The 25,329-nt window shown below is 64.1% G+C and carries 23 protein-coding genes; 20 read left to right on the forward strand and 3 right to left on the reverse strand.

Translation table 11 applies throughout. The features are described from left to right. Nucleotides 1-8 precede the first annotated feature (8 nt). The 12 genes from uppS (at nucleotide 9) to AWB81_RS26865 (ending at nucleotide 12,454) form a co-directional block, all read left to right on the forward strand. Nucleotides 9-791, forward strand: a complete 783-nt coding sequence (gene uppS, locus AWB81_RS26810; RefSeq protein WP_062639557.1) for a polyprenyl diphosphate synthase — start codon at nucleotides 9-11, stop codon at nucleotides 789-791. Beyond that, the gene (locus AWB81_RS26815; RefSeq protein ID WP_062639558.1) at nucleotides 785-1,597 is read left to right on the forward strand and encodes a phosphatidate cytidylyltransferase; all 813 of its coding nucleotides are present in this window, start codon (nucleotides 785-787) and stop codon (nucleotides 1,595-1,597) included. The genes uppS and AWB81_RS26815 overlap by 7 nt, the downstream gene beginning before the upstream one ends. Nucleotides 1,598-1,607: 10 nt before the next feature. Then, nucleotides 1,608-2,822, forward strand: coding sequence for a 1-deoxy-D-xylulose-5-phosphate reductoisomerase (locus tag AWB81_RS26820; protein ID WP_062639559.1), 1,215 nt, complete (start codon nucleotides 1,608-1,610; stop codon nucleotides 2,820-2,822). A 7-nt stretch (nucleotides 2,823-2,829) separates the two neighbouring features. Beyond that, nucleotides 2,830-4,203, forward strand: coding sequence for an RIP metalloprotease RseP (gene rseP / locus AWB81_RS26825; protein WP_062639560.1), 1,374 nt, complete (start codon nucleotides 2,830-2,832; stop codon nucleotides 4,201-4,203). 76 nt (nucleotides 4,204-4,279) lie between these two features. Continuing rightward, nucleotides 4,280-6,592, forward strand: coding sequence for an outer membrane protein assembly factor BamA (gene bamA / locus AWB81_RS26830; protein ID WP_062639561.1), 2,313 nt, complete (start codon nucleotides 4,280-4,282; stop codon nucleotides 6,590-6,592). A 46-nt stretch (nucleotides 6,593-6,638) separates the two neighbouring features. Beyond that, complete coding sequence (locus AWB81_RS26835; RefSeq protein ID WP_200822552.1) at nucleotides 6,639-7,178, forward strand: OmpH/Skp family outer membrane protein; 540 nt, start codon at nucleotides 6,639-6,641, stop codon at nucleotides 7,176-7,178. Nucleotides 7,179-7,219: 41 nt separating this feature from the next. Then, nucleotides 7,220-8,290 carry a UDP-3-O-(3-hydroxymyristoyl)glucosamine N-acyltransferase gene (gene lpxD, locus AWB81_RS26840; RefSeq protein WP_062639562.1) on the forward strand — a complete coding sequence of 357 codons (1,071 nt, stop codon included), beginning with the start codon at nucleotides 7,220-7,222 and terminating at the stop codon, nucleotides 8,288-8,290. Nucleotides 8,291-8,435: 145 nt separating this feature from the next. After that, on the forward strand, nucleotides 8,436-8,894 hold the full coding sequence (gene fabZ / locus AWB81_RS26845; protein WP_062639563.1) for a 3-hydroxyacyl-ACP dehydratase FabZ: 459 nt from the start codon (nucleotides 8,436-8,438) through the stop codon (nucleotides 8,892-8,894). Between the two features lie 78 nt (nucleotides 8,895-8,972). Further along, nucleotides 8,973-9,761: an acyl-ACP--UDP-N-acetylglucosamine O-acyltransferase gene (gene lpxA / locus AWB81_RS26850; RefSeq protein ID WP_062639564.1), complete on the forward strand. Its 789-nt coding sequence runs from the start codon at nucleotides 8,973-8,975 to the stop codon at nucleotides 9,759-9,761. An 11-nt stretch (nucleotides 9,762-9,772) separates the two neighbouring features. After that, nucleotides 9,773-10,939: a lipid-A-disaccharide synthase gene (gene lpxB / locus AWB81_RS26855; RefSeq protein WP_062639565.1), complete on the forward strand. Its 1,167-nt coding sequence runs from the start codon at nucleotides 9,773-9,775 to the stop codon at nucleotides 10,937-10,939. After that, nucleotides 10,939-11,661 (forward strand): ribonuclease HII, encoded by a 723-nt coding sequence (rnhB, locus tag AWB81_RS26860; protein ID WP_062639566.1) that lies wholly within the window; start codon nucleotides 10,939-10,941, stop codon nucleotides 11,659-11,661. Before lpxB ends, rnhB begins: the two co-directional genes overlap by 1 nt. Nucleotides 11,662-11,671: 10 nt before the next feature. Next, nucleotides 11,672-12,454 (forward strand): TrmH family RNA methyltransferase, encoded by a 783-nt coding sequence (locus AWB81_RS26865; RefSeq protein WP_062639567.1) that lies wholly within the window; start codon nucleotides 11,672-11,674, stop codon nucleotides 12,452-12,454. Between the two features lie 16 nt (nucleotides 12,455-12,470). On the opposite strand, the gene ppsR is transcribed toward AWB81_RS26865, so the two are convergent. Continuing rightward, entirely contained in the window at nucleotides 12,471-13,289 is an 819-nt protein-coding gene (gene ppsR, locus AWB81_RS26870; RefSeq protein ID WP_062639568.1) for a posphoenolpyruvate synthetase regulatory kinase/phosphorylase PpsR, read from the reverse strand. Nucleotides 13,290-13,734: 445 nt separating this feature from the next. On the opposite strand from ppsR, the gene ppsA reads away from it, so the two are divergent. From ppsA to AWB81_RS26885, 3 genes are all read left to right on the forward strand, one after another. After that, complete coding sequence (ppsA, locus tag AWB81_RS26875; protein WP_062639569.1) at nucleotides 13,735-16,152, forward strand: phosphoenolpyruvate synthase; 2,418 nt, start codon at nucleotides 13,735-13,737, stop codon at nucleotides 16,150-16,152. A 98-nt stretch (nucleotides 16,153-16,250) separates the two neighbouring features. Next, nucleotides 16,251-16,679: an NfeD family protein gene (locus AWB81_RS26880; RefSeq protein ID WP_062639570.1), complete on the forward strand. Its 429-nt coding sequence runs from the start codon at nucleotides 16,251-16,253 to the stop codon at nucleotides 16,677-16,679. Between the two features lie 19 nt (nucleotides 16,680-16,698). After that, the gene (locus AWB81_RS26885) at nucleotides 16,699-17,637 is read left to right on the forward strand and encodes an SPFH domain-containing protein (protein ID WP_062639571.1); all 939 of its coding nucleotides are present in this window, start codon (nucleotides 16,699-16,701) and stop codon (nucleotides 17,635-17,637) included. Nucleotides 17,638-17,694: 57 nt separating this feature from the next. Here AWB81_RS26885 and smpB read toward each other — a convergent pair whose 3' ends face one another. Then, entirely contained in the window at nucleotides 17,695-18,144 is a 450-nt protein-coding gene (gene smpB, locus AWB81_RS26890) for an SsrA-binding protein SmpB (RefSeq protein WP_062639572.1), read from the reverse strand. A 134-nt stretch (nucleotides 18,145-18,278) separates the two neighbouring features. Between smpB and AWB81_RS26895 the strand changes: the two genes are divergently transcribed. Then, nucleotides 18,279-18,716, forward strand: coding sequence for a type II toxin-antitoxin system RatA family toxin (locus AWB81_RS26895; protein WP_062639573.1), 438 nt, complete (start codon nucleotides 18,279-18,281; stop codon nucleotides 18,714-18,716). After that, the gene (locus AWB81_RS26900; protein ID WP_062639574.1) at nucleotides 18,713-19,042 is read left to right on the forward strand and encodes an RnfH family protein; all 330 of its coding nucleotides are present in this window, start codon (nucleotides 18,713-18,715) and stop codon (nucleotides 19,040-19,042) included. The genes AWB81_RS26895 and AWB81_RS26900 overlap by 4 nt, the downstream gene beginning before the upstream one ends. A gap of 83 nt (nucleotides 19,043-19,125) precedes the next feature. On the opposite strand, the gene AWB81_RS26905 is transcribed toward AWB81_RS26900, so the two are convergent. Then, complete coding sequence (locus tag AWB81_RS26905) at nucleotides 19,126-21,477, reverse strand: Tex family protein (protein ID WP_062639579.1); 2,352 nt, start codon at nucleotides 21,475-21,477, stop codon at nucleotides 19,126-19,128. 182 nt (nucleotides 21,478-21,659) lie between these two features. Here AWB81_RS26905 and AWB81_RS26910 point away from each other — a divergent pair, with 182 nt between their 5' ends. The 3 genes from AWB81_RS26910 to yoaA all read left to right on the forward strand — a co-directional run bounded on the left by AWB81_RS26910 (nucleotide 21,660) and on the right by yoaA (nucleotide 25,234). Beyond that, entirely contained in the window at nucleotides 21,660-22,613 is a 954-nt protein-coding gene (locus AWB81_RS26910; protein ID WP_235025927.1) for a colicin transporter, read from the forward strand. A 75-nt stretch (nucleotides 22,614-22,688) separates the two neighbouring features. Continuing rightward, nucleotides 22,689-22,919, forward strand: a complete 231-nt coding sequence (locus AWB81_RS26915) for a DUF465 domain-containing protein (protein ID WP_062639575.1) — start codon at nucleotides 22,689-22,691, stop codon at nucleotides 22,917-22,919. 56 nt (nucleotides 22,920-22,975) lie between these two features. Beyond that, entirely contained in the window at nucleotides 22,976-25,234 is a 2,259-nt protein-coding gene (gene yoaA / locus AWB81_RS26920; protein WP_062639576.1) for a DNA repair helicase YoaA, read from the forward strand. The last annotated feature ends 95 nt before the right edge of the window (nucleotides 25,235-25,329 follow it).

Genomic DNA, 25,329 nt, shown 5'->3' on the forward strand with positions numbered 1-25,329 from the left:
CAGCGGCCATGACCTATACCAGCTCTACCGTTCGCGTGCCTGATGTCGCGGCTGTTCCGCGCCATATCGCGATCATCATGGACGGCAACGGCCGTTGGGCGACTGAGCGGCGCCTGCCGCGCGTCGCCGGACATACGCGCGGCGTCGATGCCGTGCGCGCAACCGTCGAAAGCTGCGCACGGCGCGGCGTGGAGTACGTGACGCTGTTCGCGTTCAGTTCCGAAAACTGGCGCCGTCCGACCGAGGAAGTCACGTTCCTGATGCGCCTGTTCGTCACGGCGCTGGAGCGCGAAATCGGCAAGCTGCATGCGAACGGCATCCGTCTGCGCGTCGTCGGCGACATTGCGATGTTCGACGACCGCATCCGCGCGCTGATCCAGCGCGCCGAAACCAAAACCGCCCGCAACACACGACTCACGCTGACCATCGCCGCGAACTACGGCGGTCGCTGGGACATCATGCAAGCCACTCGTAAGCTTGCCGAGCAATCGGCGGCGGAGGGCGAGGCAGTGCGGGTAGACGAGGATTCGTTCGCGCAGCACCTCGCGATGGCATACGCGCCGGAGCCGGATCTCTTCATCCGCACCGGCGGCGAGCAGCGCATCAGCAACTTCCTGCTGTGGCAGCTCGCGTACACCGAGTTTTATTTCACCGATACCTACTGGCCGGATTTCGACGCCGAAGCGCTTGCGCGCGCGATCGAATCTTACGGCGAGCGCGAACGGCGCTTCGGCCGCACGAGCGCACAGCTCGCGTCGCAATCGCAGAAGGCCGACACCCTTTCATGCTAAAGACCCGTGTCATCACGGCAATCGTTCTGCTGGCGGTACTCGTCCCGGTCACGCTGTTCGCGCCGGTCGGGGCGTTCGGTGCGCTGATCGCGTTCGTCGTAGTGTTTGCGGCCTGGGAATGGGCGCGGCTTTTGAAGCTCGGTGGCGTCGGTCCGGTCGTCTATGCGCTCGTTTGCGCGCTCGCGCTCGTCCTGAGCACCTATCTGGGCGTGGCGCCCAAGGGTCTCCTGCAGATGGCCGCGATCTTCTGGGTGCTCGCGGGGCCGTTCGCGCTGTTTCGCAAGCCGGCGCTTGCTTCGGGCGCCTGGCGTCCGTTTCTCCTTTTTGCGGGCGTCGTCGTGTTCGCGGCCTGCTGGCACGCGCTGGTTGCGGCCCGCACGGTCGGCGTGGCGTTCGTGCTATCGCTTCTCCTAGTCGTCTGGCTTGCCGACATAGGCGCATACTTCGCCGGAAAAGCCCTCGGACGCCACAAGCTCGCGCCGTCCATCAGCCCCGGCAAGACTTGGGAAGGCGCCATCGGCGGCTGGGTCGCGGTGATCGTGATCGGCTCGATCGCCGCAGTGACGCTCGTTTTCGCGCCGACCCTGTTCACGGCCTTCGTCGAGCATCTCGGCTGGGCCCGGGCGCTTGTCGCGCTCACCGTGCTGGTCGCGTTCAGCGTGATCGGCGATCTGTTCGAATCGCTCTTGAAGCGCCAGGCCGGCGTCAAGGACTCGAGCGGTCTGCTGCCGGGCCACGGCGGCGTGCTCGACCGCATCGACGCGCTGTTGCCTGTTTTGCCGATCGCACTGCTGCTCGTCGGCTAAAGAAGGATTTATGCAAAAACGTCTGACTTTGCTCGGCTCCACGGGCTCGATCGGCGAAAGCACGCTCGACGTCGTGGCGCGACATCCCGACCGGTTCTCGGTCTACGCGCTCACCGCTCATCGCAACGGCGACAAACTCGTCGCCCAGTGCCTGCGCTTTCAGCCCGCAGTCGCGGTCGTCGGCGACGCCGATACCGCCGCGCGCGTCGAGGCGCAACTGCGCGCGGCCGGCTGCAAGACGGATGTGCAACACGGCGAGAAAGCGCTGGTCGACGCGTCGTCGTCGGCGGAATGCGACACGGTCGTGGCCGCGATCGTCGGCGCCGCGGGCCTTGCGCCCACGCTCGCCGCCGCGCGCACGGGCAAGCGCATCCTGCTCGCGAACAAGGAAGCGCTCGTGATGTCGGGGCAGATTTTCATCGATGCCGTGCGCGACAACGGCGCGGTGCTCCTGCCCGTCGACAGCGAGCACAACGCCGTGTTCCAGTGCCTGCCGCGTGAAGCCGCGATGCACGGCGGCGTGTCGAAGATCATCCTGACCGCGTCGGGCGGCCCGTTCCGCACGCGCGAGCCATCGTCGCTCGTGAACGTCACTCCCGACGAAGCGTGCAAGCATCCGAACTGGGCGATGGGCCGCAAGATCTCCGTCGATTCCGCGACGATGATGAACAAGGGCCTCGAAGTGATCGAAGCGCACTGGCTCTTCGACCTGCCGGGCTCGCGTATCGAAGTGCTGATCCATCCGCAGAGCGTGATCCATTCGATGGTGTCGTACGCCGACGGCTCCGTGCTCGCGCAGCTCGGCAACCCCGACATGCGCACGCCGATCGCGCACGCGCTCGCGTTTCCGGATCGCGTGGAGTCGGGTGTCGCGCAACTGGATCTTGCGCAGATCGCTTCCCTCACGTTTGAAAAGCCGGACTTCGAACGCTTCCCGTGCCTCGCGCTCGCGATCAAGGCGCTGGAAGCCGGCGGCATCGCCAGTGCGGCGCTGAATGCGGCGAACGAAATCGCCGTCGAGGCGTTTCTCGCCCGCCGCATCGGCTTCATGGCGATAGCCGAAGTGGTCGAGCGCGTGCTGAACGCGCTGCCAAACACGAGCGCCGCCACGCTCGACGACGTCCTCGCCGCCGACGCGAACGCGCGCCGCCTCGCGAACGGATTCGTCGACAAGCTGACATCCAGCCCAGCGAGCAATCTGCCCGTCGAGCGCATCGCGCATTGAGGCCGTCATGAACTTCCTGACCGAAATCGTTGCCTTCGTCGTTGCGATAGGCGTGCTCGTCGTCGTCCACGAATTCGGCCATTACAGCGTTGCGCGATTGTGCGGCGTGAAGGTGCTGCGGTTCTCGGTTGGCTTCGGCAAGCCGCTCGTGCGCTGGGTCAGCCAGAAGACGGGCGTCGAATGGACGATCTCCGCGCTGCCGCTCGGCGGCTACGTGAAGATGCTCGACGAGCGCGAAGCCGAAAGCGACATTGCAACGGAGGATTTGCCGCGCGCATTCAACCGGCAGAGCGTCGGCAAGCGCATCGCGATCGTCGCGGCGGGGCCCATCGCCAACTTCATTCTCGCGATCGTGCTGTTCTCGGCCGTATTCGCGGGCGGCGTGACCGAGCCGGCCGCAATCGTCTCGACGCCGGCGGCCGACACGGCAGCCGCGCAGGCAGGCTTCGAAGGCGGCGAAACGATCGTGTCGATGCGCGATGCACAGGCCGGTGGCGACGCGCATCCGATCCGCTCATGGTCCGATCTGCGCTGGAAGCTGCTCGATGCGTCGTTCGATCACCGCAGCATCGTGCTCACCGCGAAGACACCCGAAGGCACCTTCGACTTCCCCGTCGATGTCGCGGGCATCGGCGATCCGGACGCCGATCAGGACTTCATGGACAAGCTCGGCTTCGCGCCGGGCGGCGGCACGCTCTCGGTGGCGGGCCTGGAAGCGGGCAGCGCGGCGCAGAAGAGCGGCCTGCGCGCGGGCGACAAGCTGCGCGCGATCGACGGCAGGAAGGTCGAGAACGCCACGGGTTTCATCGACTACGTGCGCGCCCACGCGGGTAAGCCGGTGACACTTACGGTCGAGCGCGACGGCCGTCTCATGACCGTGACGGTCGTGCCGGATGCGAAGCGCGACGAGCAGACCGGCCACGACATAGGGCGCATCGGCGCGGCGCTCGCGAACCAGTTGCCGAGCGTCGACGTGCGTTACGGACCGCTCGAGAGCCTGCGCCTCGGCGTGAACCGCACGTGGGATATCAGCGTGTATTCGCTGCGCATGTTCGGGCGGATGATCGTCGGCGAGGCCTCGCTCAAGAACCTCTCGGGACCGGTGACCATCGCTGATTATGCGGGCAAGAGCGCGAGGCTCGGATTGTCGGCGTTTGTATCGTTTCTGGCGCTTGTCAGCATCAGTCTCGGAGTGTTGAACTTGTTACCGATTCCGGTATTGGACGGTGGTCATCTGTTATATTATTTGGTTGAAGCCATTACCGGCAAAGCGGTATCCGATCGCTGGCAGCTGGTTCTGCAACGGGCGGGCCTCTTGTGCATCGTCGCTTTGTCGATGATCGCACTGTTCAACGATCTGGCTCGCCTAATCCGTTTTTGATCCATTTTCACCAGGTCTGGCGGCGTCTCATGAGGGACCGCCGGAACTGATGCAGCTATAACACTGGGGAAGCACGTTGTTCAAACCTCATCGCTTTGTTCCTAAGACGGCTGTGGCCGCGGCACTGGCCGCAACCGGCATGGCGGCACACGCGACCACGCCTTTTGTCGTGCAGGATATCCGGATCGACGGTCTCCAGCGCATCGAACCGGGTTCAGTCTTCGCCTACCTGCCGATCAAGCAAGGCGACACGTTTACCGACGACAAGGCATCCGAAGCGATTCGCGCTCTCTATGCAACGGGCTTCTTCAACGACGTGCAGATTGCCACTGAAGGCAACATCGTCGTAGTGCAGGTGCAGGAACGTCCGGCCATCTCGCAAATCGATTTCGCCGGGCTCCATGAGTTCGACAAGGACAACCTGACGAAGGCATTGCGTTCGGTCGGTTTGTCGCAGGGCCGTTCGTACGACAAGGCGCTCGTCGATCGCGCCGAGCAGGAACTGAAGCGCCAGTATCTGACGCGCGGCTATTACGCCGCCGAAGTCACGACGACGGTGACGCCGGTCGACCGCAATCGCGTGGCGATCCTGTTCTCGGTGGCCGAAGGTCCGAGCGCGAAGATCCGCCAGATCAACTTCATCGGCAACAAGGCCGTGAGCACGAGCACGCTGCGCGACGAGATGCAGCTCTCCACGCCGAACTGGTTCTCGTGGTACACGAAGAACGATCTGTACGCGAAGGAAAAGCTCACGGGCGACCTCGAGAATGTCCGCTCGTATTATCTGAATCGCGGCTACCTCGAATTCAGCATCGACTCGACGCAGGTCTCGATCTCGCCCGACAAGAAGGACATGTACCTGACGATCGCGCTGCACGAAGGCGAGCCGTACAAGGTCAACAGCATCAAGCTCGCGGGCAATCTGCTCGACCGCGAGGCTGAGCTCACGAAGCTCATCAAGATCAAGCCGGGCGAGCGCTTCTCGGCCGAAAAGCTGCAGGCGACCACGAAGGCGATCGTCGATAAGCTGGGCGAATACGGCTACGCGTTCGCGCAGGTCAACGCGCAGCCGCAGATCGACCAGTCGAACCATACCGTCGACCTCACGCTGCAAGTTGATCCGAGCCGCCGCGTCTATGTGCGGCGCGTGAACATCGTCGGCAATACGCGGACGCGTGACGAAGTGGTGCGTCGCGAAATGCGTCAGCTCGAAAGCTCGTGGTTCGATTCGAGCCGCCTCGCGCTGTCGAAGGACCGCGTGAACCGCCTCGGCTACTTTACCGACGTAGACGTGACGACAATTCCTGTCGAAGGCACGAACGACCAGGTCGACGTGGACGTGAAGGTCGCGGAAAAGCCGACCGGCGCAATCACGCTGGGCGCGGGTTTCTCGTCGACGGACAAGGTGGTGCTGTCGGCGGGCGTGTCGCAGGACAACGTGTTCGGCTCCGGCACGAGCCTCGCGGTGAACGTGAACACCGCGAAGACGTACCGCACGCTGACGGTGACGCAGGTCGATCCGTACTTCACGATCGACGGCATCAAGCGCATCACCGACGCGTACTACCGCACGTACCAGCCGCTCTATTACTCGACCGATTCGAGCTTCAAGATCATCACGATGGGCGCCGACACGAAGTTCGGCATCCCGTTCTCCGAGCAGGACACCGTGTATTTCGGCGCCGGCATCGAGCAGAACACGATGGACGTGGACGCCAACACGCCGACCGCGTACAAGAACTACGTGAACGAGTTCGGCCGAGTGGTGAACAACATCCCGCTGACGGTCGGCTGGTCGCGCGACAATCGTGACAGCGCGCTCGTGCCGAGCCGCGGCTACTACCTGCAGACGAACGCCGAATACGGCACGCCGCTCGGCAACACGACCTACGGCAAGTTCGACGCGCAGTTCCAGTATTACTACTCGTTCGCGCGCGGCTTCGTGCTTGGTTTCAACCTGCAGGGCGGCTACGGCAAGGGCCTGCAAGGCCAGACGTACCCGATCTTCAAGAACTACTACGCGGGCGGTATCGGTTCGGTGCGCGGCTATGAGCCGAGCTCGCTCGGTCCGCGCGACGCCTCGACGGGCGACCCGATCGGCGGCTCGCGCATGGCAGTCGGCAATATCGAACTGACGTTCCCGCTGCCGGGCACGGGTTACGACCGCACGCTGCGCGTCTTCACGTTCCTCGACGCTGGTAACGTCTGGGGCGACCCGGGTCAGGGCGGTACGGAAGGCGGCTCGAACGGCCTGCGCTACGGCTACGGTGTCGGTCTCGCGTGGATCTCGCCGATCGGCCCGCTCAAGCTGAGCGTCGGTTTCCCGCTGCAGAAGCACACGGGCGACCAGTATCAGAAGTTCCAGTTCCAGATCGGCACGGCGTTCTGACGTGATGCGTGACTCGTTTCTGCCCTTTAGTGACGTGAGGAAGACTTTGCGAACCGGTAAGCTTTCGAAACATTTGGGGTCGGCCCTTGTGCTGTCGATGATCCTCGGCTTCTCGGGCGTTGGCGCATACGCGCAGGACACGGGTGCCGCACGGATCGCGGCCGTCAATTCCGACCGCATCCTGCGCGAGTCGGCGGCGGCGAAAGCGGCGCAATCGAAGCTCGAGCAGGAGTTTTCGAAGCGCGACAAGGCGCTGCAGGAAATGGCGCAGCGCCTGAAAACAATGTCGGACGGCATGGACAAGAATGGTCCGTCGATGTCGCCTTCGGATCGCGCAGCGCGTCAGCGCGATCTTTCGCAGCTCGACGCGGACTTCCAGCGCAAGCAGCGCGAATTTCGCGAAGACCTGAACCAGCGCCGCAACGAAGAACTCGCCGCGGTGCTGGAACGCGCAAACAAGGTCATCAAGCAGATCGCCGAGCAGCAACACTACGACCTCATCGTGCAGGAAGCAGTGTACGTGAGCCCGCGTATCGATATCACCGATCAGGTGCTGAAGGCCCTCGCCGCCAGCAGCGCGAACTGATCAGGAGCCGCAGACGGATGGCATCAGGCATGACATCGGGAATGACGATCACGCTCGCTGAACTGGCCAGGCGCTTCGGCGGCGACATTGTCGGCGACGCGGAACAGCGCGTCGGTAGCCTGGCCCCGCTCGACAAGGCCGACGCGGGGCAACTCGCGTTCCTCGCAAATCAGAAATACCTGCCGCAAGTTGAGACGACGCGGGCCGGCGCGGTCCTGATTTCCCTTGCGGATCTGGAAAAAGTAGCGGCGCGGGACGGCCTTAACTTCATCGTCACGCCAAATCCGTACGCTTATTTCGCGCGCGTCGCGCAGGCGTTCATCGACCTCGCGACGCCGGCCGCCAAACCGGGCGTGCACCCGAGCGCGTCGATCGACCCGGGCGCCAAAGTCGCGGCGAGCGCCGTGATCGGCGCGCACGTGACGGTGGAAGCGGGCGCGGTGATCGGCGAACGCGCGAAGCTCGACGCGGGCGTCGTGATCGGCCGGGGCGTGAAGCTCGGCGACGACGTTCATCTCTATCCGAACGTAACGGTCTATCATGGCTGTAAGCTCGGCGCGCGCGTGATCGTGCATGCTGGCGCGGTGATCGGTGCGGACGGCTTCGGTTTCGCGCCGGACTTCGTCGGAGAAGGCGACGCACGCACCGGCAGCTGGGTGAAAATCCCGCAGGTCGGGGCGGTGGATATCGCGGAAGACGTCGAAATCGGCGCGAATACCACGATCGATCGAGGCGCGATGGCGGATACCGTCATCGAGGAATGCGTGAAGATCGACAATCTCGTGCAGATCGGGCACAACTGCCGGATCGGCGCGTACACCGTGATCGCCGGCTGCGCGGGCATCGCGGGCAGCACGAACATCGGGCGGCATTGCATGATCGGCGGTGCGGTGGGCATTGCGGGCCACGTGACGCTGGCGGACCACGTGATCGTCACGGCGCAGTCGGGCGTGTCGAAGTCGCTCACGAAGCCGGGCATGTACACGAGCGCGTTTCCCGCCGTGAATCACGCCGACTGGAACAAGAGCGCGGCCATCATGCGCAACCTCGACAAATTGCGCGACCGCATCAAGGCGCTCGAAGCGGCTCTGGACGAGCGCAAGGGCGAGTAGCACGGCAGCCTCGACAAGCGGGCCGTTCGAGCCGCACGATCAAAGATAAAAGCAGCGACAACAGCAGAGACGACAGCATCCCAGGCGGGCCGCGTGCGGTCCGCAGTCAACACCCGCGCTTAAAAGGCGCGCGAGCAGAACGATCATGAGCACAGAAAAAATCAATCTCGACATCCACAAGATTCTTACGTTGCTGCCGCATCGGTATCCGATCCTGCTCGTCGATCGCGTGCTCGAACTTGAGCCGCACAAGAGCATCAAAGCGCTGAAGAACGTGTCGATCAACGAGCCGTATTTTCAGGGTCACTTCCCGACGCGTCCGGTGATGCCGGGTGTGCTGATTCTCGAAGCGCTGGCGCAGACGGCCGCGCTGCTGACGTTCGCGGAAGAACCGCACGATCCGGAAACGACGCTCTACTACTTCGTCGGCATCGACGGCGCGCGCTTCAAGCGCGTGGTGGAGCCGGGCGATCAGCTGATCCTGAACGTCACGTTCGAGCGGTACATGCGCGGCATCTGGAAATTCAAGGCGCGCGCCGAAGTCGAAGGCGCGGTCGCCGCGGAAGCCGAACTCATGTGCACCGTGAAGAACACCGACGCGTGATCGCGGCACGGCCCCGGGCACATCGGCACCGAACCACACGCAACGTGGCGAACAGAACAGAACACTAGGCGAGGGCGCATGAGCAAGATTCACCCTACCGCGATCGTCGAGCCGGGCGCTCAGCTCGATGAATCCGTCGAGATCGGACCGTATGCGATCGTCGGCGCGCACGTCGTGATCGGCGCGCGCACGACCGTCGGCTCGCACAGCGTGATCGAAGGTCACACGACGGTCGGCGAAGACAATCGCATCGGCCATTACGCGTCGGTCGGCGGCCGTCCGCAGGACATGAAGTACAAGGACGAACCGACGCGGCTCGAAATCGGCAATCGCAACACCATCCGCGAATTCACGACGATCCACACGGGCACCGTGCAGGACCAGGGCCTGACCTCGATCGGCGACGACTGCTGGATCATGGCGTATGTGCACGTCGGCCACGACTGCCGGCTCGGCAGCAACGTGATCATGTCGAGCAACGCGCAGCTCGCGGGCCATGTGACCGTGGGCGACCACGCGATCGTCGGCGGCATGTCGGGCGTGCACCAGTTCGTGCGCATCGGCGCGCATTCGATGCTGGGCGGAGCGTCGGCGCTCGTGCAGGACGTGCCGCCATTTGTGATCGCGGCGGGCAACAAGGCGGAGCCGCACGGCATCAACGTCGAAGGACTGCGCCGGCGCGGCTTTTCGGCGGAGGCGATCTCGGCGCTGCGCGCGGCGTATCGCGTGGTCTACAAGAGCGGCCTGTCGCTGGAAGAAGCGAAGGCGCAGCTGCGCGAACTCGCGACCGCCGGCGGCGACGGCGACGCGCCCGTCGGGGCGTTTTCCGACTTCATCGCGGCGTCGCAGCGCGGCATCATCCGCTGAACGCCGCTTCGATGACGCTGTTACCCAATCCCTTGCGCGTCGCGATGGTCGCGGGCGAGCCGTCCGGCGACCTGCTGGCGGCGTCGCTGCTCGGCGGGCTCAAGGAGCGGCTGCCGGCCGCGACGCACTATAGCGGCATCGGCGGCCCGCGCATGACGTCCGTCGGCTTCGACGCCCACTGGCCGATGGACAAGCTGACCGTGCGCGGATATGTCGAAGCGCTCAGGCACATCCCCGAGATTCTCGGCATCCGCAATGAACTGAAGCGGCAGTTGCTGGCGGAGCCGCCGTCGGTGTTCATCGGCGTGGACGCGCCCGATTTCAATTTCGGGCTCGAACACGCGCTGCGCGACGCGGGCATTCCGACCGTGCATTTCGTTTGTCCGTCGATCTGGGCGTGGCGCGGCGGCCGCATCAAGAAGATCGTGAAGGCCGTCGATCACATGCTGTGCGTCTTTCCGTTCGAAACCGCGCTGCTGGAGAAGGCGGGCGTTGCGGCGACTTACGTCGGCCATCCGCTCGCCGACGAAATCCCCATCGAGCCGGATACGCTTGGCGCACGCCGCGAACTCGGGATCGCCGAGGGCGGTCCGGTGATCGCCGTGCTGCCGGGGAGCCGCCGTTCGGAGATCGCGCTGATCGGTCCGACGTTCTTCGACGCGATGGAACTGATGCAGTTGCGCGAACCCGGCGTGCGTTTCCTGATGCCGGCTGCGAATCCGGCGCTGCGCGAACTGCTGCAGCCGCTGGTCGAGGCGCATCCGCACCTGAATCTCACGATCACCGACGGCCGCGCGCAAACCGCGATGACTGCTGCCGACGCGATTCTTGTGAAAAGCGGCACGGTGACGCTCGAAGCGGCGCTCCTGAAAAAGCCGATGGTCATCTCGTACAAGGTGCCGTGGCTCACGGGCCAGATCATGAAGCGCCAGGGCTATCTGCCGTATGTCGGCCTGCCGAACATCCTCGCGGGGCGTTTCGTCGTGCCGGAAATCCTGCAGCATTTCGCGACGCCCGAAGCTCTCGCCGACGCCACGCTGAAACAGTTGAATGACGACGCGAACCGCCGTACGCTGACGGAAATTTTCACGGAAATGCACCACGCGCTGCGCCAGAACACGGCGCAGAAGGCGGCGGAAGCTGTCGCGAACGTGCTCGAATCCCGGAGGCCGCGATAATGGCGGGCGCAGCGAAAAAGCCAGCGAAGGCGCTATTGAAGCAGCGCGGCCTGAATTTCGACTCGCCGCTCGACGTCATTTGCGGCGTCGACGAAGCGGGGCGCGGACCGCTCGCCGGTCCGGTCGTCGCGGCGGCGGTGATTTTCGACCCGGCCAAGCCCAAGATTCGCGGTCTCGACGACTCGAAGGCGCTCAGCGCGAAGAAGCGCGAGGAACTGTACGAAAAGATCGTCGATCGCGCGCTTGCTTACTGCGTCGCCTCGGCGAGCGTCGAGGAAATCGACACGCTCAACATCCTCCACGCCACCATGCTCGCGATGAAGCGCGCGGTGGAAGGCCTGTCGGTCGCGCCGACGCTCGTGAAGATCGACGGCAACCGCTGCCCGATTCTCGCGATCCGTTCGGAAGCCGTGATCGGCGGCGACGCGCTCGTAGCGCAGATCTCGGCAGCGTCGATTCTCGCGAAAGTCACGCGCGACCGCATGCTGCTGCAATTGCACGAGACGCACCCCGTCTACGGTTTCAACGCGCACGCCGGCTATGGCACGCCGCAGCATCTCGCGGCGCTGCGCGACCACGGGCCGTGCGAGCATCACCGGCGGTCGTTCGCGCCGGTGCGCGAGGCGCATGCGCGCCTTGGCATCGTGCTGCCGGAACTCGCGCCGGAAGTGATCGCGGCCACCGCCGCGCTCGATCAGGACCCGGACGCCCGCGCCTTCTGACCTCTCCAACGTGAAATCCATCACCTCGCGGGACAATCCGCTCTACAAGCGCCTGAAGGCGCTCGCCGGTTCGACCGCGCAGCAGCGCAGAAGCGGCCACGCGCTGCTCGAAGGGCTGCACCTCGCGTCCGCCTATCTCGATGCCGCCGGCCAGCCGGAGACCTGCATCGTCACCGAAGGCGCGCTGCAGCACGAGGAAGCGCGCGCGATCGTCGCGCGTATCGAGGAAAAGCGCGTCCACACGCTGCCCGATGCGCTGTTTGGGCAGCTGTCGAGCGTCGTGCATGGCGTCGGTATGTTGCTGCTCGTCGAGAAGATCGACGCGCCGCTGCCTGAGCGCGTCGCCTCGACCTGCGTCGTGCTCGACGGCGTGCAGGACGCGGGCAATGTCGGATCGATCCTGCGAAGCGCGGCGGCGGCAGGCATACAAAACGTGTTTTGCGCGCCGGGGACGGCTTACGCGTGGTCGTCGAAGGTGCTGCGCTCGGCGATGGGCGCGCATTTCCTGCTGAATATTTTCGAGGATGCCGAGCCGGCCAGCCTGATCGCGCGGCTCGACGTGCCCGTCACGATCACCGATTCGCACGGCGCAAAAGCGATCTACGACTGCGATCTGTCAGGCGAACTCGCCTGGGTGTTCGGCAACGAGGGAGCGGGCGTGTCGCAGGCATGGCGCGATGCGGTGACGCATCGCGTGACGATTCCGCAGCCGGGCGGCATGGAGTCGCTGAACGTGGCGGCCGCAGCCGCCGTGTGTCTTTTCGAGCAATGTCGCCAGCAGCGCGGCATCTGAACTTCAGCAATCGCCCTCAGTAATACGACGGCCGCTCCAGCTTGATTTCCTGGAGGATGGTCGTCGCGATTTCCTCGATGGACTTGTGCGTCGAGGACAGCCACTTGATCCCCTCGCGCTTCATCATCATTTCCGCTTCGTTGATCTCATAGCGGCAGTTCTCCAGCGCCGCGTACTTGCTGCCCGGCCGCCGTTCGTTGCGGATTTCCGAAAGCCGCTGAGGATCGATCGACAGACCGAACATCTTGTCGCGGTGCTCCAGAAGCGGCGTCGGCAGCTTGCCACGCTCGAAATCTTCCGGGATCAGCGGGTAATTGGCGGCTTTTACGCCGTACTGCATCGCGAGGTAGAGGCTCGTCGGCGTCTTGCCGCTGCGCGAGACGCCCACCAGGATCACGTCGGCCTCGGTCAGGTTGCGGTTGCTCTGGCCGTCGTCGTGGGCGAGCGAGAAGTTGATCGCCTCGATGCGGTTCTTGTATTCCTCGGTGTCCGCGTTCTGGTGCACGCGCCCCATTGCGTGCGTCGACTTGATCTCCAGTTCGTGCTCAAGCGGCTCGATAAAGGTCTGGAACATGTCGAGCACGAGCGCATTCGACGATTTCACGATCCGGTTCGATTCGCTGTCGACGAGCGTCGTGAAGACGATAGGACGGCGCCCGTCGAGCGACACGGCCTCGTTGATCTTCTCGACGGTGGCAAACGCTTTGTCGCTCGAATCGACGAACGGCACGCGCACGAGCCTGAATTTCTGGTCGAACTGGGAGAGGATCGAGTGCGCGAAGGTTTCGGCAGTGATCCCGGTACCGTCGGAGACGATGAATACGGATGGCGGCATCGGTGAAAGGGAACGAGAGTGGGCGAACGCGCTCAAATCGATACGCTTTTCATTGAGCGAACTAAAAGCCTACTGAACAGGGACGATGTGCGCCGGCGCACCGTTGACGTCGATTAAGCTGCGCATTTGTCGGCTCGGCAGAACATTTCGAGAGCCAGCACGGTAGAATAGCGGCAACCTGTTCGATAAGCAATTGCGAACAATTTGATATCGAATCTCGTCGTTTCCACCCGGTATTCGCGCGATTTTCCTGCAGATCGGCGTCGTTTCGAGCAAATAATCATCGACTCGACGCATGTCCGAATCGTGTTTTTTGACCGCTCCGGACTTTTTTGCGATAGCTCATCAAACAGGTTGTGCAAGGTACGGCACGCGCTTTCAACGGGCGCGGCCGCACGAGAGCCCGCTTGCATGATCGAGAATTTCATCCACCTCAGGGGCTTGTATGACTAACGCAGTCAATGTTGCGAAAGATGTCGCAAAGGATCAGGCGTATGTAGTTCCATTCGAGCAGTTGCGAATGACCGATGTTGAAATCGTCGGCGGCAAGAACGCGTCGCTTGGCGAAATGATCAGCCAGCTGGCGAACGCCGGCGTGCGCGTGCCGACCGGCTTCGCCACGACGGCACTGGCCTTTCGCGATTTCCTCAATCACAACAACCTGACCGACCGCATCGCGAAGCGTCTCGAAACGCTCGACGTCGACGACGTGAAGGCGCTCGCCGAAGCCGGCAAGGAAATTCGCCAGTGGATCATCGATGCACCGATGCAGCCGCGTCTCGAAGCGGACATCCGCGCGGGATTCGACACGCTGCAAAGCAGCTCTCCCGAAGAGCTGTCGTTTGCGGTGCGTTCGTCGGCGACTGCGGAAGACCTTCCGGACGCCTCGTTCGCGGGCCAGCAGGAAAGCTATCTGAACGTGGTCGGCGTCGAGGACGTGCTCGACCGCATGAAGCACGTGTTCGCGTCGCTCTACAACGACCGCGCCATCTCCTATCGCGTCCACAAGGGCTTCACGCACGCTGAAGTCGCGCTGTCGGCGGGCGTGCAGCGCATGGTCCGCTCGGACGTGGGCGCCGCGGGCGTCATGTTCACCATCGATACGGAATCGGGCTTCAAGGACGCCGTGTTCATCACGTCGAGCTATGGCCTCGGCGAAACGGTCGTGCAGGGCGCCGTGAACCCGGACGAGTTCTACGTCTACAAGACCACGCTCGCAGCCGGCAAGTATCCGATCATCCGCCGCTCGATCGGCTCGAAACTGATCAAGATGGAATTCACGAAGGCGGGCGAAGAAGGCCGCGTGAAGACCGTCGACGTGACGCACGAGCAGCGCAACCGCTTCTCCATCACCGACGACGACGTGATCGAACTCGCGAAATACGCGGTGATCATCGAGAAGCACTATCAGCGTCCGATGGACATCGAGTGGGGCAAGGACGGGCGCGACGGCAAGATCTTCATCCTGCAGGCGCGTCCGGAAACGGTGAAGAGCCAGGCGGCCGGCAAGGCCGAGATGCGTTTCAAGCTGAAAGGCCAGTCGAACGTGCTCGCAACGGGCCGCGCAATCGGCCAGAAGATCGGCGCGGGCCCCGTGCGCGTGATTCACGATCCGTCGGAGATGGAACGCGTGCAGCCGGGCGACGTGCTCGTTGCCGACATGACGGACCCGAACTGGGAGCCGGTGATGAAGCGCGCAGCGGCCATCGTGACGAACCGCGGCGGGCGCACCTGTCACGCGGCGATCATCGCGCGCGAACTGGGCGTGCCGGCAGTGGTCGGCTGCGGCGACGCCACCGACGTGCTGAAGGAAGGCTCGCTCGTGACGGTATCGTGCGCGGAAGGCGACGAAGGCAAGATCTACGACGGCCTGCTCGAAACCGAAGTGACCGAAGTCCAGCGCGGCGAACTGCCCGAGATTCCGGTCAAGATCATGATGAACGTCGGTAACCCGCAGCTCGCGTTCGACTTCTCGCAACTGCCGAATGCGGGCGTCGGCCTCGCGCGCCTCGAATTCATCATCAACAACAACATCGGCGTGCACCCGAAGGCGATTCTGGAGTACCCGAACATCGACGCCGACCTGAAGAAGGCGGTCGAGAGCGTCGCGCGCGGTCATGCATCGCCGCGTGCGTTCTACGTCGACAAGCTGACCGAAGGCATCGCCACGATCGCGGCGGCGTTCTATCCGAAGCCCGTGATCGTGCGTCTGTCGGACTTCAAGTCGAACGAGTACAAGAAGCTGATCGGCGGCTCGCGCTACGAGCCGGACGAAGAAAACCCGATGCTCGGCTTCCGGGGCGCGTCGCGCTACATCGCCGACGACTTTGCCGAAGCGTTCCACATGGAATGCATCGCGCTGAAGAAGGTGCGCGAGGAGATGGGGCTCGACAACGTCGAGATCATGGTGCCGTTCGTGCGTACGCTGAAGCAGGCGGAGCGCGTGGTCGGGCTGCTCGAGAAGTTCGGCCTGAAGCGCGGCGTGAACGGGCTCAAGCTCATCATGATGTGCGAAGTGCCGTCGAACGCGATTCTCGCCGAAGAGTTCCTGCAGTTCTTCGACGGCTTCTCGATCGGCTCGAACGATCTGACGCAGCTCACGCTCGGCCTCGACCGCGACTCCGGCATGGAACTGCTCGCCATCGACTTCGACGAACGCGATCCGGCCGTGCAGTTCATGCTGAAGCGCGCAATCGAGACGTGCCTGCGGCTCGACAAGTACGTCGGCATCTGCGGGCAGGGTCCTTCGGATCACCCGGACCTCGCCGAATGGCTCGCGAAGGAAGGCATCAAGTCGATGTCGCTGAATCCGGACACGATCATCGATACGTGGCAGACGCTCGCGAAGGCGTTGAACAAGTAAGCAAGCATCACATGGCGGCCTCGCGATAGCCTTTTCGAGACGGCTGCCGTGCTATAAACACCCCGGATATTCCGGGGTGTTTTCGTTTGGAGACTGGCATGGCCGCAGGCGGACTTTTGTGGTGGATCGCAGCCGGCGTGCTCGTGGTGATGGAACTGTTCACGGGCACCTTCTATCTGCTGATGGTCGCGCTCGGTTTCATCGCGGGCGGGCTCGCGCACTGGGCCGGCGCGACGCTCGCCGTCGAACTCGCGGCGGCAGCGGGCGTGGCGCTCATCGCGGTCATAGTGTTGCGCCGCTCGCGCTTCGGTAACTGGAAAAAACGCGACGCCTCGCGCGATGTCAACGTGAACCTCGACATCGGCGAGACGCTGCAGGTGAACGAATGGCACGAAGGCCACGCACGCGCGATGTATCGCGGCGCGCAATGGGATATCGAACTCGCGCCGGGCGAAATCGAAGGCGCGGGCTGGTACCGGATCACGGCGATGCAGGGCAACCGCCTCGTCGTTGCGGCAAAGCGCTAACAACAAAGGAGTCTGAGTGATGGACGTAACTATCGTCGGGGCAATCCTGCTGGTGATCGTGGTCGTGATCGCCGGGCAAACCATCAAGATCGTGCCGCAGCAGCATGCGTGGGTGCTCGAACGCCTCGGCCGCTATCACGCGACGCTCACGCCCGGTCTCACGATCGTGTTGCCTTTCATCGATCGCGTCGCCTACAAGCATGTGCTGAAGGAGATTCCGCTCGAAGTGCCGAGCCAGGTTTGCATCACGCGCGACAATACGCAGTTGCAGGTGGACGGCGTGCTGTACTTCCAGGTGACGGATGCAATGAAGGCGTCCTACGGTTCGAGCAACTTCGTGTACGCGATCACGCAGCTCTCGCAGACGACACTGCGCTCCGTGATCGGCAAGCTGGAACTCGACAAGACGTTCGAGGAGCGCGATTACATCAACCATTCGATCGTCACCGCGCTCGACGAAGCGGCGTCGAACTGGGGCGTGAAGGTGCTGCGCTACGAGATCAAGGACCTTACGCCGCCGAAGGAAATCCTCCACGCGATGCAGGCGCAGATCACAGCCGAGCGTGAAAAGCGCGCGGTGATCGCGGCATCGGAAGGGCGCAAGCAGGAGCAGATCAATCTCGCGTGGGGCGCGCGCGAGGCCGCGATCCACAAGTCCGAAGGCGAGCGGCAGGCGGCGATCAATCAGGCGCAGGGGCAGGCATCGGCGATTCTGGCGGTCGCCGAGGCGAACGCGCAAGCCATCGAAAAGGTCGGTGCGGCCATCCAGTCGGGCGGCGGCATGGAGGCGGTGAACCTGAAGATCGCGGAGCAGTATGTCGGCGCGTTCGGCAATATCGCGAAGCAGGGCAACACGCTGATCGTGCCCGGCAATCTCGCGGACATGAGTTCGATGATTGCCTCCGCCTTGTCGATCGTGAAGGGCGAGGGCGGCAGCGCCGTCATTCGCAAGAGCTAAGACAAAGGGCGTCGACCTGCGCGGTCGACGCCCTTTTTTATCGGCGACGCGACTTCGTCAGCGCGTCGATGTGCGCATGATGCGCGCCTTTTCGCGTTCCCAGTCGCGCTTCTTCTCGGTTTCGCGCTTGTCGTGCATCTTCTTGCCTTTCGCGAGACCGATCTCGCATTTGACGCGGCCCCCTTTGTAATGAAGATTGAGCGGCACGAGCGTGTGGCCCCGCTGCTCGACTTTGCCGATCAGCTTCGAAATCTCTTCCTTGTGCAGGAGCAGCTTGCGCGTGCGCACGGGATCGGGATGAATGTGGGTGGAGGCTTCCGGCAAAGGGCTGATATGCGCGCCGATCAGATACAGCTCGCCGTCACGAATGATGACGTAGCCTTCCTTGATCTGCGTGCGGCCGGCGCGGATCGCCTTGACTTCCCACCCTTCAAGCACGAGCCCGGCCTCGTAGCGATCTTCGATGAAGTAATCGAAGAAGGCTTTTCTGTTGTCGATGATGCTCATGAATGGAAAGTGCCCAACTCGTTTAAAATCGTGATTTTAGCAGCGCGGCGCCGGACGAGGCCGAACCCTCGCCTGTAACGTCTGATGAAGCAGGCCGCGATGCTTCCCACTCTTGCCACTGTGTTGCGCCCTTTATGGCAGATGTCCAGAAAACCGTATTGATCCGCCACTCGGCGGAACAGATGTTCGACCTCGTCACCGACGTCGCCGACTACCCCAATTTCCTGCCGTGGTGCGGCGGCGTCGAAGTCCGGCGTCAGGACGAAACCGGGATGGAAGCGAAGATCGACATCAACTTCAAGGGGATCAAGCAGCACTTCGCGACGCGCAACACGCAGAAGCGGCCGACCAGCATCGATATGGAGTTCATGGACGGCCCTTTCAAGAAGTTCACCGGATATTGGCGCTTCACGCCGCTTCGGGCCGATGCGTGCAAGATCGAGTTCGCGCTGCACTACGAATTTTCGAACGTGATCCTGGAGAAGATCATCGGGCCGGTGTTCAGCCACATCGCGAATACGTTCGTCGATTCGTTCGTCAAACGCGCCGACCAGAAGTACGGCAAGGCATGAGCATGCGCATCGATGTCTGCTATGGCTTGCCAGGGGAACAAAGCTTCCTCGCGACGCTGGACTTGCCTGAAGGCGCCACCGTGCAACAGGCCATCGACGCGAGCGGCGTGCTTGCGCGCCATCCCGAAGTCGATCTGACGACGCAGAAGGTCGGCGTGTTCGGCAAGTTCCGTCCGCTCGATGCCGTGCTCGTAGATTTCGATCGCGTCGAGATTTACCGGCCGCTGAAGGTCGATCCGAAAATGGCGCGTCAGCGGCGCGTCGAGAAGACGCGCAAGGCGGGCTCGATCGAAGGAAGGAAGTGGCAGTCGAAGGATTCGCGATAGAACCGTGACGTCCGCTGCGCGCGGGCAGCAAAAAGGCCGTTCCGGCGTGCGCCGGAACGGCCTTTTTGTCTTTGAGGCGAGCGTCAGCGCTTGAGCTTCGCGAACGCTGCCGCCATCGCGCCCGCCGGCTCCGCCTCGCGGCGGTTGTTGCCGCGCACATCGCGCGCGCTGCCGCCACCGCCGCGCCGGTCCTGCGCGCCGCGCTGCGAACCCGCGCCCGCACCCGCCGCGGTGTCTGCCGGGGCGAAATCGTCGTCGAGACGCATTGTCAGCGAAATGCGCTGGCGCTTCACGTCGGTTTCCAGCACCTTGACCTTCACCACCTGACCGGCTTTCACGACTTCGTGCGGGTCCTTGATGAACTTCGTCGACATCGCCGAGACGTGCACGAGCCCGTCCTGATGCACGCCGATATCGACAAACGCGCCGAATGCCGCCACGTTCGTCACGACGCCTTCCAGCACCATGCCCGGCGTGAGGTCCGAGATCTTCTCGACTCCTTCGCGGAACGTCGCCGTCTTGAATTCCGGGCGCGGATCGCGGCCGGGCTTCTCCAGTTCGGAGAGAATGTCGCGCACGGTCGGCAGGCCGAAGCGCTCGTCGACGAATTCCGCCGGCGACAGGCCCGAGAGCGCCTCGCGCTTGCCGAGCACATCGGCGACGTGCTTGTTGATCTTCGCGAGAATGCGCTCGACGACCGGATACGCCTCGGGGTGTACCGATGACCGGTCGAGCGGATTCGCACCGTTGTTGATGCGCAGGAAGCCCGCGGCCTGCTCGAAGGTCTTGTCGCCGAGACGCGGCACCTTCTTTAGATGCTCGCGCGACGGGAACGGCCCGTTGGCATCGCGGAATTCGACGATATTGCGCGCAAGCGTCGCGTTGAGCCCCGACACGCGGGCGAGCAGGGCAACCGACGCGGTATTTGCATCGACGCCGACCGCGTTTACGCAATCCTCGACGACCGCGTCGAGCGAGCGCGCGAGTTCGCGCTGGTTCACGTCGTGCTGGTACTGGCCGACGCCGATCGCCTTCGGCTCGATCTTGACGAGTTCGGCGAGCGGGTCCTGCAGGCGGCGCGCGATCGACACGGCGCCGCGCAGCGACACGTCGAGATCCGGAAACTCCTTCGCGGCGAGTTCGGACGCTGAATACACCGATGCGCCCGCTTCCGACACGACGATCTTCTGCAGGTTGAGTTCCGGATGCTTCGCGATCAGTTCGCTCGCGAGCTTGTCGGTTTCACGCGAGGCCGTGCCGTTGCCGATGCTGATCAGTTCGGCCTGCGTCTGCGCCGCGATGCGCGCGAGCTTCGCGAGCGAGCCGTCCCAGTCGCGGCGCGGCTCGTGCGGATAGATCGTGTCGGTGGCGAGCAGCTTGCCGGTGCGATCGACCACCGCGACCTTCACGCCGGTGCGCAGGCCCGGATCGAGGCCGATCACGGCCTTCGGGCCGGCGGGCGCGGCGAGCAGCAAGTCCTTCAGGTTGCGCGCGAACACGCGGATCGCTTCGGCTTCCGCTTCCTCGCGCAACTGCGTGAGCAGGTCGTTTTCGATGCTCGGCTGCACTTTCACGCGCCAGCACCAGCGGCACACGTCGGAAAGCCATTTGTCGGCCGGGCGCCCCTGGTTCGCGATGCCGAAATGCTGCGCGATCATCGCTTCGCCGGGATGCGGCACTTGCGCATCGAGTTCCTCGCCGAGACCCAGCTTGACCATCAGCACGCCGGCGTTGCGTCCGCGAAAGAGCGCGAGCGCGCGGTGCGACGGCACGGTGCGGATCGTCTCGCTGTACTCGTAGTAGTCGCGGAATTTCTCGCCTTCCTCGCCCTGCTTGCCGTCGACCACCGTCGACATCACGCGGCCCTGGTTGTACAGGTAGTCGCGCAGCCTGCCGAGAATCTCGGCCGTCTCGCCGAATTGCTCGGAAAGGATGTCGCGCGCGCCGTCGAGCGCGGCCTTCACATCCGCGACGCCTTTCTCCGCGTCGACGAATTTCGCGGCTTCGGCTTGCGGATCGAGCTTCGGATCGGCGAGGAGCGCGTCTGCGAGCGGCTGGAGACCGGCTTCGCGGGCGATCTGCGCGCGCGTGCGGCGCTTCGGCTTGTACGGCAGATAAAGGTCTTCGAGGACCTGCTTGCTGTCCGCGCCTTCGATCGCGGCGCGCAGTTCGTCGGTGAGCTTGTCCTGCTCGTCGATGCTGTGGATGATCGACGCGCGGCGGTCTTCGAGTTCGCGCAGATACAGGAGCCGTTCTTCGAGATTGCGCAGTTGCGTATCGTCGAGATTGCCGGTCACTTCCTTACGATACCGGGCGATGAACGGGACGGTCGAGCCTTCGTCGAGGAGTTGCACGGCTGCGGCGACCTGGCGCGGCTGGACGCTCAACTCCGTGGCGATGCGCTGTACGATCTTGACTGCTACGGTTTCCGTCATGGGTTTCTGCACTGCCTGCTGGCTCATCAAGGGCGTCGGCGCTTTCGTGCAGGACTCGCGCGAGGCTCGCGGGAGCTTTGGGGCACGAGCACGCCGGCCGGGTTGCTGAAGCGGGGCATTTTGCCATAAATGCCGGGGCGTCCCGGCGCGCGGTGATAGAATTTCGGGATCGTTCAAGCCGCTTGCCCATCACGTTGCCGACCTCCCGCCTGATCCACGTCCCGCCGAGCGTATCGTTTGCGAGCGCATCGAAATCTGCCGTCGCTTCGTCCTTTGCCCTGCCGTGGCGGGCGGTCACGCCGGCTGTGCGGCGGGTCGTCGCGCTGGCGTCGTCGCTTGCCGTGCTGGCCATGACCGCGGTGATGCCGGCGCAAAACGCGCTGGCGCAGACCTCGAAACCGAAGCCGATCGATCCGACCACGTCGGTGAGCGCGAAGCCGCTCGACGGATCGGCGAAGGCGGACAATGCGTCGGTTTCGATCACGGAGGTCTCGCCCGACGCCGGCTTCGCCAGCCGCCAGAAGGCTCTGAACAAGCGCACGGAAGAGAACGACTACCGCTATGGCGTCGCGCAGCACGACTGTTACAGCACGTTCTTCGTGAATCACTGCCTCGACAAGGCGCGCGACGAAATGCGTGGCGAGCAGCGCAAGATCCGCACGGAGCAACTCGCGCTCGACGACGAGCAGCGCGTGCAGCATGCGAAGGAACGCGACCGGCAGACCGCGATCAAGCGCGCGCAATACGAAGCCGATGCACCGCAACGCGCGGCGACCGAGAAGTCGAACGAGACCTCGTTTGCCGAGAAGCAGCGCCAGAACGAACTGGCGGCGGCGCAGCGCAACGCCGAGGCGCCGCAGCGCGCCGCGAACGAGGCCGCGTATCAGCGCAAGCAGGCGGACTACCAGAAGCAGCTCGACGAAGCACGCGCGCGCGGCGCGCAGGACGCGCGCGATCGCGATCAGAAGGCGGATCGCTATGCCGAAAAGCAGCGGCAAGCGGAGCTTCACAAGGCGGAAGTCGAGGCGCGCCAGAAAGAGGCGGCGGCCAAGCAGCAGCAGAAGGCGCTCGAGGCCCAGCAGGAGCAAGAGCACCAGCAACAACTGAAACAGCAGCAACAGCAGCAGAGCAAGTAGCACCTTCGGGCCGGACAGCAACCTCGGGCGATGCCGTATTTCATGCGAGCCGCGCCGTGATGTGAGGAGGCGAGCATGCAACAGCGTTTGACCAACACGCCAGCCGTGACCGTGGATGCAGCCATGATCCGCGATCGCATCGCGCAATTGCAGACCGAGCATCACGATCTCGATACGCTGATCGGCAAGATGGCGACCGTGCCCGGCATCAACGACCTCGAGTTGCGGCGCCTGAAAAAGCGCAAGCTCAAGGTGAAAGACACCATCATCCTGCTGCAATTGCAGTTGGAGCCGGACGCGCACTGAAGCCGCGCATCGACCGTGCATCGCGCGCGCTCCGGCATTCGCAGGAACCGCTTGCCTTGAACTCACCCGCATCCCAGTCGCGTACGAACGCGAACCAGAACGCGAATCCGGACGACGCCATCGCGCCGCTCGTCCTCGCGGACAAGCGCCGTACCGAACTCGATTCCATCTTTTCTGCCGTGGGCGTGCTCGCGCGCGCCATCGACGGCTATCGTCCGCGCGCGTCGCAGATCGACATGGCGCGCGCCGTCGCGGCCGCGATGGAAGCGTCGGGCCGCGCGATGCCCGAGCCCGCGATGTTCGAGGCGCAGCGTCGCCCCGCGCGCAAGCTCGGACCGTCGGATGCGCCGAAGTCGAGCGGCGAAGAGCAGTCGGACGAGGTCGGCATCGCGACCGCGAAGGCGGCGATCGACGGCGGCGAGAACACGCTGATCGTCGAGGCGGGCACGGGCACCGGCAAGACCTATGCGTACCTCGTGCCGGCGATGCTGTGGGGCGGCAAGGTCGTCGTCTCGACGGGCACGAAGCACCTGCAGGACCAGCTGTTCCAGCGCGACATCCCGACCGTGCGCGACGCGCTCGCGGTGCCGGTGTCGGTCGCGATGCTCAAGGGCCGCGCGAACTACCTGTGTCACTACTACCTGCAGCGCACCGCGGACAACGGCCGCCTGCCGACGCGCCAGGACACGTCGCATCTGCAGGACATCATCCGTTTCGCGAAGATCACGCGCACCGGCGACAAGGCCGAACTCGCGAGCGTGCCCGAGAATTCGCCGGTCTGGCCGATGGTCACGTCCACACGGGACAACTGCCTCGGCCAGGAGTGTCCGCACTACAAGGAATGCTTCGTGATGCAGGCGCGTCGCGAGGCGCAGCAGGCGGACATCGTCGTGGTGAATCACCATCTGTTCTTCGCCGACGTCATGCTGCGCGACACTGGCATGGCCGAATTGCTGCCGACCGCGAACACCATCATCTTCGACGAAGCGCATCAACTGCCCGAGACCGCGACGCTCTTCTTTGGCGTTACCGTCTCGACGACGCAGTTCCTCGAACTCGCGCGCGATACGGTCGCGGAAGGCCTGAGCCACGCGCGCGACGCCACCGACTGGACCAAGCTCGGCGCGGCGCTCGAACGCGCCGCGCGTGACGTGCGGCTTGCGTTTCGCGAGGATTCGGTGCGCATGGCGCTCGGCCAGCTCGCCGACGATCATCCGCTATTCGAAGCGCTCGACACGCTCGAAACGCATCTCGATGCGCTGACCGCCACGCTCGGTGCGCACGCGGAGCGCGCGGAGCCGCTGCAGGCGCTCGTGCGCCGTGCGCGCGAATTGCAGACGCTGCTCGCCGGCTGGACCGCGCCGCCGACTTCGACTGAACGCGCGGTCGTCGAGGACGAGGAGACGGCGCGGGAAGCCGCGAAGGCCGATCCGAACGAGATGGTGCGCTGGATCGAAGTGTTTTCACATACGGTGCAGTTGCACGAGACGCCGCTTTCCGTCGCGCCGATCTTCGCCAAGCAGCGCGCGGGCGTGCCGCGCGCGTGGATCTTCACCTCGGCGACGCTTTCGGTGCGCGGCGACTTCACGCACTACGCCGCACAGATGGGGCTGAATGCGCGCCGTTCGATGACCCTGCCGAGCCCCTTCGACTATCCGACGCAAGGGCTGCTCTACGTGCCACGCAACCTGCCGCAGCCGTCGTCGCCGCAATTCACCGATGCCGTGTTCGAAGCGGCGCTGCCGGCGATCGAGGCCGCGGGCGGCGGTGTATTCGTGCTGTGCACGACGCTGCGCGCGGTCGACCGCATCGCGAACCGCCTGCGCGACACGATCGAGCGGCGCGGCTGGGACACGCCGCTGCTGGTTCAGGGCGACGCGAGCCGTACCGAATTGCTCGATCGATTCCGCGCGTACGGCAATGCGATCCTCGTCGGGAGCCAGAGCTTCTGGGAGGGCGTCGACGTGCGCGGCGACGCCTTGTCGCTCGTCGTCATCGACAAGCTGCCGTTCGCGCCGCCGGACGACCCCGTGCTGTCGGCGCGGCTCGAAGCGCTGACAAAAAAGGGTTTGAGTCCGTTCGCCGTGCATCAGTTGCCGCAGGCGGTAATCACGCTCAAGCAGGGCGCGGGCCGACTGATTCGAGCGGAGACCGATCGCGGCGTGCTGATGATCTGCGATACGCGTCTCGTCGATAAACCGTACGGGCGTCGCATCTGGCAAAGCTTGCCGCCGTTCAAGCGCACGCGCGAAATCGACGTCGTGCGCGAATTTTTCGCGAATCCTGCCAGCGGCGCGGCGCTCGCTGAGGAATAAAAAAACCCGGCCAGGCGGCCTAATGCCGTTCAGTTAAGCACTGGACGGCATTTTAATTTTGGTGCGGGAAGTGGTTGTAAACGTTGCGCCGAGCT

This window comes from Caballeronia arationis, from assembly GCF_001544975.2.
Lineage (GTDB): Bacteria > Pseudomonadota > Gammaproteobacteria > Burkholderiales > Burkholderiaceae > Caballeronia > Caballeronia arationis.